The sequence below is a fragment of the Micromonospora parastrephiae genome, assembly GCF_016802865.1.
Taxonomy (GTDB): domain Bacteria; phylum Actinomycetota; class Actinomycetes; order Mycobacteriales; family Micromonosporaceae; genus Micromonospora; species Micromonospora parastrephiae.
This window is the reverse complement of record NZ_JAEVHM010000279.1, coordinates 1-5,377: the sequence shown is the minus strand read 5'-3', so window position 1 is coordinate 5,377 and position 5,377 is coordinate 1. Positions and strand designations below refer to the sequence as shown.

5 protein-coding genes are annotated in these 5,377 nt (G+C 71.7%); 3 read left to right on the top strand and 2 right to left on the bottom strand.

Annotation, left to right across the window (positions count from 1 at the left end):
* Positions 1 to 283: 283 nt before the first annotated feature.
* Positions 284 to 1,441, top strand: coding sequence for a low temperature requirement protein A (locus JNW91_RS29285; RefSeq protein ID WP_309244516.1), 1,158 nt, complete (start codon positions 284 to 286; stop codon positions 1,439 to 1,441).
* Between the two features lie 47 nt (positions 1,442 to 1,488).
* Here the strand turns inward: JNW91_RS29285 and JNW91_RS29280 are convergent, their stop codons facing one another.
* Entirely contained in the window at positions 1,489 to 2,316 is an 828-nt protein-coding gene (locus JNW91_RS29280) for a hypothetical protein (protein ID WP_203178736.1), read from the bottom strand.
* A gap of 250 nt (positions 2,317 to 2,566) precedes the next feature.
* Here JNW91_RS29280 and JNW91_RS29275 point away from each other — a divergent pair, with 250 nt between their 5' ends.
* Both JNW91_RS29275 and JNW91_RS29270 read left to right on the top strand, forming a co-directional pair.
* A complete protein-coding gene (locus JNW91_RS29275) occupies positions 2,567 to 2,773 on the top strand; it encodes a hypothetical protein (RefSeq protein WP_203178734.1) in 207 nt (68 codons plus the stop codon).
* Positions 2,774 to 2,996: 223 nt separating this feature from the next.
* Positions 2,997 to 3,956 carry a TIGR03557 family F420-dependent LLM class oxidoreductase gene (locus tag JNW91_RS29270; protein ID WP_203178732.1) on the top strand — a complete coding sequence of 320 codons (960 nt, stop codon included), beginning with the start codon at positions 2,997 to 2,999 and terminating at the stop codon, positions 3,954 to 3,956.
* A 143-nt stretch (positions 3,957 to 4,099) separates the two neighbouring features.
* Here the strand turns inward: JNW91_RS29270 and JNW91_RS29265 are convergent.
* Positions 4,100 to 5,377: right-handed parallel beta-helix repeat-containing protein (locus JNW91_RS29265; protein WP_203178730.1), on the bottom strand; the 1,278-nt coding region annotated here is incomplete at its 5' end.

Genomic DNA, 5,377 nt, shown 5'->3' with positions numbered 1-5,377 from the left:
GAGGTCGTCGCGGTGCTGCCGGACGGCAGCCAGGGCTGACATCGGGCGTCGAGCCCTCGGCGGTCGTCGAACGTGACGGCCGGCCGAGGGCTCGGCCGTTTCCAGCGGAACGATCGATCGCCACCCGGTCGGAGGAAGACCGGACGAACCGGGGCCACGCGGTGGGCTTCTCGCTACCGTCGGTCGAGGGTGGGCCGGTCGGCCCGCCGCGTCGACCGGCACTCCAGGAGCGACCGTGCACTTCGCCGCGCCGGAGCCCGGGTCCCCGCGGCCCCGCCCCCCGGTGCGCGACCCGGAGGGCCCGCGCCGGGTGACGCTGCTCGAACTCTTCTTCGACCTGGTGTACGTGGTCGCCCTCGCGCTCATCTCCCGCGGCATGGTCGACCAGCTCGACTGGCACCGGGCCGGGCAGGCGCTGATCATGCTGGCCGCCGTCTGGTGGACCTGGGCGATCACCACCCTGGTCACCGACCTGTACGACCCGGAACGAACCGAGATCAAGCTGCTGATCAGCGCCGTGATGTTCGGCGCCCTGCTGATGACCACGGCGATCCCGGAGGCGTTCAACGCCCGAGGGCTCGTCTTCGCCGGCACCTACGTGGCGATCCACCTCGGACGTGGGCTGTTCCTGATGCCGGCCGTACGCCGCGAGCCGCAGACCCAGCGTCGCGCGGCGCGAATCTTCGTCTGGTTCGCCGTCTCGGCGATCCCGTGGATCATCGGCGCGTTCGTCAGCGGCGACGGCCGGATGCTGTGCTGGGCCATCGCGCTCGCCATCGACTACGTCGGTTTCCGGCTCGCGTACCCGGTGCCGGGGCTCGGGGTGGTGCCGGAGAAGCAGCGCAACGTGACCGCCGAGCACCTCTCCGAGCGCTACCAGCAGTTCTTCATCATCGCCCTGGGCGACGCCATCCTGACGATCGGCACCATGTTCAGCATGGAGCACAACGAGGCGGAGAACATCGTCGCGTTCGCGGCGGCGTTCCTGACCACCCTGCTGCTCTGGCGGATCTACGTGCACAAGTCCGGCCAGCTGCTGCCGCAGGCCATCCAGGCGGCCCAGTCGCCGGGCAGGTTCCTGTTCAGCGCGCCGTACACCCATCTGTTGATGATCGCCGGCGTGGTGACCGCGGCCTCCGGCTTCGACCTGGTGCTGCACGAGCCGACCGGTCGGACGCCGCCGGCCTGGGTGGCGGTCATCCTCGGCGGCCCGGCCCTGTTCCTGGCCGGCCGGGCCTCGTTCGAGTACGAGGTGTTCAGCCGGGTGTCGTGGTCCCGGCCCGTTGGCGTGCTGGCCCTGCTCGGCATCGCGCCGGTCGTGCTGCTCCTGCCGCCGTTGTACGCCTCCATCGGCGCCATGCTGGTGCTGGCCGGTGTCGCCTACGCGGATTTCCGCCGCAGTCACGGCAAGCCGCCGGAGAAACCGGTCCCGCCGCACTGACACCGGTCGGCGCCGCCGACTCAGCGTGGCAGCGGCCCGGCAACGGGTCACACCAGCGCCCCCGCGTACCCCCGGACCCGCAACCGCTGCGCGGCGGCGCCGCCGAGACGCACCTGGAGGCCGAGTGGCGCGGCGGCGCGGCGGACCTCGTCCAGGTGCAGCGAGCCGTGCCGGTCCACGGTGAGCACGGGTGGCTCCTCCAGCTCGCCGACGGGTGCGTGGAACGAGACCAGGGTGACCGAGGTGGTGAGATAGCTCGGGTAGGCGGCGCGGGCGGCGGCCTCGTCCCGGTGGGCGAGCACCACCAGGTCGTCGAGGTGCGCGAAGTCGGCGGCGAGGGCGCACGCCTTCCAGTGCGCCGGTTCCTCGGCCGCGCCGGTCAGGTGCCGGGAGCGGTTCGCCGAGGTGATGTAGAGGTGGTCCGACCCCGTCTCGGCGAGCGCCCGCTCGAAGAAGGCGTTGGACGGGCAGGTCAGCCCGGGGGCGATCACCTGGGTGGTGCGCAGGCCCTGGTCGACCTGGGTGAGGTGCTCCGGCAGCCGCTCCGCTGCCGGCCCCCGGAAGCCGAACGGTCCGGCGCCGTACAGCGCGTCCATCAGCGCGCGCACCCGGCCGGCCGGCAGGCGGGGCGAGATGCGCGACCAGTCGAACATCCCCGGGATCCGGCCGACCGCCGTGGTGATGCTGCCGACCTGCTGGATGGGGCGGCCCTTGGCCAGGTTGACCCGGCGGACGGTGGCCGCGTCCGGGCGGGTGACGATGACGTAGAAGTTGGCGAACGCCGCCGCGACCACCGCGCCGCCGGCGAGCGCGCGGGCCGCGACCGCGACGTCCTCGGGGCGGTCGATGTACAGGGGCGGTGTCGGGGCGTCCATGAGTCCTCCTCGGCGGGGGCCGTGAGGCAGTTCTACGTCCGGCGACCCGCACGACGGCCGGGTCGGTCGTCGATCCGATAGCCGACCCGCGCTACCCGGTGCGGGTGGCCGATGCCCGGGCGGTACCGACGGCGGTTGTCATCGGCCGGACGGACGATTCGCGGCTGGCCGGGCAACCGTTTGGCCGCTCGTACGGAATGGGTACAACGCCTGCACCTCAGTTCTCCACCACATTCCTCAGGAGGCAGCGATGCGCGGCACCTCGATACTCGGAGTCATCGTCGTTATCTGGCTGGTGATCGGCGCGATCGCCGGAGGCCAGCGCGGCTACTACAGCGGCGACGACACCAACTGCGCCGAGGCCGGCACCATCCTGGTCACCATCGTGGCCGGGCCGTTGAACTACATCGGTGCCAACCCCAAGATCGACTGCAAGCTGCCCGAGCCGTCCAAGTAGGACACCGACGTCCGACCCGCGCTCCGTCCGGGGCGCGGGTCGTTTGCTGTCCGGGCACGGCTTCTCCCCCGCCGAACTGCGTACAGCCGAGGGTTACCGCGACGCGCGGCACAACCCCTCGGGCGTCCTAGGAGGCTGGGTTTGGTGGTCTCGCCCGCGTTTGTCCGCGCCGAGGTCGGGAACCGACCCGACGTCAGCCGGCGGACGGAATCGGGGGCGCGTCATGCAGATCGGCTACAAGCTGGCCTCGGAGGGCTTCGGGCCACAGGAGATCATCCGGCAGGCCGTCCGGGCCGAGCAGGTCGGTTTCGACTTCGTCGAGATGAGCGACCACTTCCACCCCTGGCTCGATGCGCAGGGGCACTCGTCGTTCACCTGGAGCGTGCTCGGCGCGATCGCGGCCAGGACCAGCAACCTGCGCCTCGCCACCGGCGTCACGTGCCCGACCGTGCGCTACCACCCGGCGATCATCGCGCAGGCCGCGGCGACCATGGCGCTGATCTCCGACGGACGGTTCACCCTCGGGGTGGGCGCCGGCGAGCGACTCAACGAGCACGTGGTCGGGCAGGGCTTCCCCAGCGTGCGGGGCCGACACGAGCGACTGCGTGAGGCTCTGGAGATCATCCGACTGCTCTGGCAGGGCGGATACCAGTCGTACGAGGGCCGACACCTGCACCTGGAGGACGCCCGGCTCTTCGACCTTCCGGAAACCCCGCCGGTGATCGCGGTGGCGGCCAGCGGCGAGGAGTCGGCCCGGCTCGCCGCCGAGCTGGGCGACGGAATGTTCGCCACCGAACCGGAGCCGTCGATCGTCGATCACTACCGGCGGGCCGGCGGATCGGGTCCACGCTACGCCGAGGTGCCGCTGGCCTGGGCCACCGACGAGCAACAGGCGGTGCAGGCGGTGCTGCGGACCAGCCGGTGGATGGTCACCGGCTGGAAGGTGATGAGCGAGCTGCCCAACCCGGTCAACTTCGACGCGGCCAGCGCGCACGTGGAGGAGAAGCACATCCGCGAACTCTTCGCCGTCGGCCCCGACCCGCAGGCGCACCTGGACAAGGTCCGGTCCTACGTCGCGGCCGGTTTCGACCACATCGTGCTGCAGAACGCCGGGCCCGACCCGGACGGCTTCCTGGACTTCTTCGCCGGCGACCTGTCCGGCCGGCTACGCGCGACGAGCTGAGATCGTCCAGCTCCGCCGTGCCGGTCGGTGTCCGTCGTTCGAGCTACCGAGCAACAGGTGAGCACGCAGCGCGCCCGCCCGGACGATCGTCCGGGCGGGCGCGCTCAGGATGGAGGCGCTCGGGATGAGGTGCGCGTCGACGCTCAGCGGAAGCAGTGCGCGATCGGTACCGCGCTGCCCTCGCAGTTGGTCGGCTCGTTCTCGACGACCACACTCTCGTCGTCGATCTTGACCTGGGCGTGCTCGGCGAAGATGCCGCCGGGCTTCACCGTGGCCGCGTTCCGGGTGACCTTGCTGGTGTAGAGCGCCACGGAGCCGGCGGCGGCGTAGATCCCGCCGCCCTTGGACGTCGCGCCGACCGCCTCGTTGCCGGTCACGTCACTGCCGCGGACCAGCAGGTTCGCCTTCTCGGCGTAGATGCCGCCGCCGATGCCGTGGGTGGTGTTGCCGTCGACCACGCTGTCGTCGAGCGGCGTCAGGCCCTTCACGGTCGAGATGCCGCCGCCGTTGACGGTGGAGGTGTTGCCACGGATGGTCATGGTGCGCATCACCAGCACCGCGTCGGAGTTCGCGGCGCCGCCGCCGACCTGGGCGGTGTTGTTCAACAGCTCGGTGTCGGAGACCTTGGTACGCGCCGAGAAGCTGGCCAACCCGCCACCCTGGGCCGCGCTGTTCTGCCGGAAGCTGGTGCTCTCCACGTCGGCCGCGCCCCGGTAGTTGCCGAGCCCGCCGCCGTAGGCGTTGGCGCTGTTGTGGTGGAACTCGGAACGCTTCAACGTCAACACGCCGCCGTTGAGCAGGCCCCCGCCCTTGCCCGCGGCGCCGGAGGCGCTGTTGCCGACGAACGTGGAGTCGGTGACCACCATGTTGCCGTCGTTGAAGATCCCGCCGCCGCCGCCCTCGAGGGACAGCGACGTGCTCTGGGTGACGGTGACCCGCTCCACCACCGCGGTGGCGCCGTGCACGACGTGCACGCTGCCGCCCTCGATGGCCGAACGGCCGTTGTGCAGTTCCATGTCACGCAGGGTCAGCTCGCCGCCGTCGCGGACGGTGAAGAAGCGGAACGCGGCGGCCTGCGCGTCGCGGGCGATGGTGGCGCCGGCGCCGTCGATGGTGATGGGTTGATAGATCACCGGCAGGCCGGCGGTGTCGTCCGCCGGGTTGTGCGGGGGCGCGTCGGCGTCACCGGGTGTCTCCGCGGCGTCGGCCGCCTCCCGCGCGTCGCGGATTCCGCCGTCGTACTGGTCGGTCTCGTGGAACGCCTCGGTGAGGACGTAGCGGCACCTGGGGGCGAGGCGCAGCTCGGCGCCGCCCTCGGCGTTGGCCGCGACCAGCGCCGCAACCAGTTTCGCCGCGTCGCAGGGCACGGACACCACGCCCCGCTTGCCGGTGCCCGGGGTGTCCGGGCGGGCGCGCTCGGC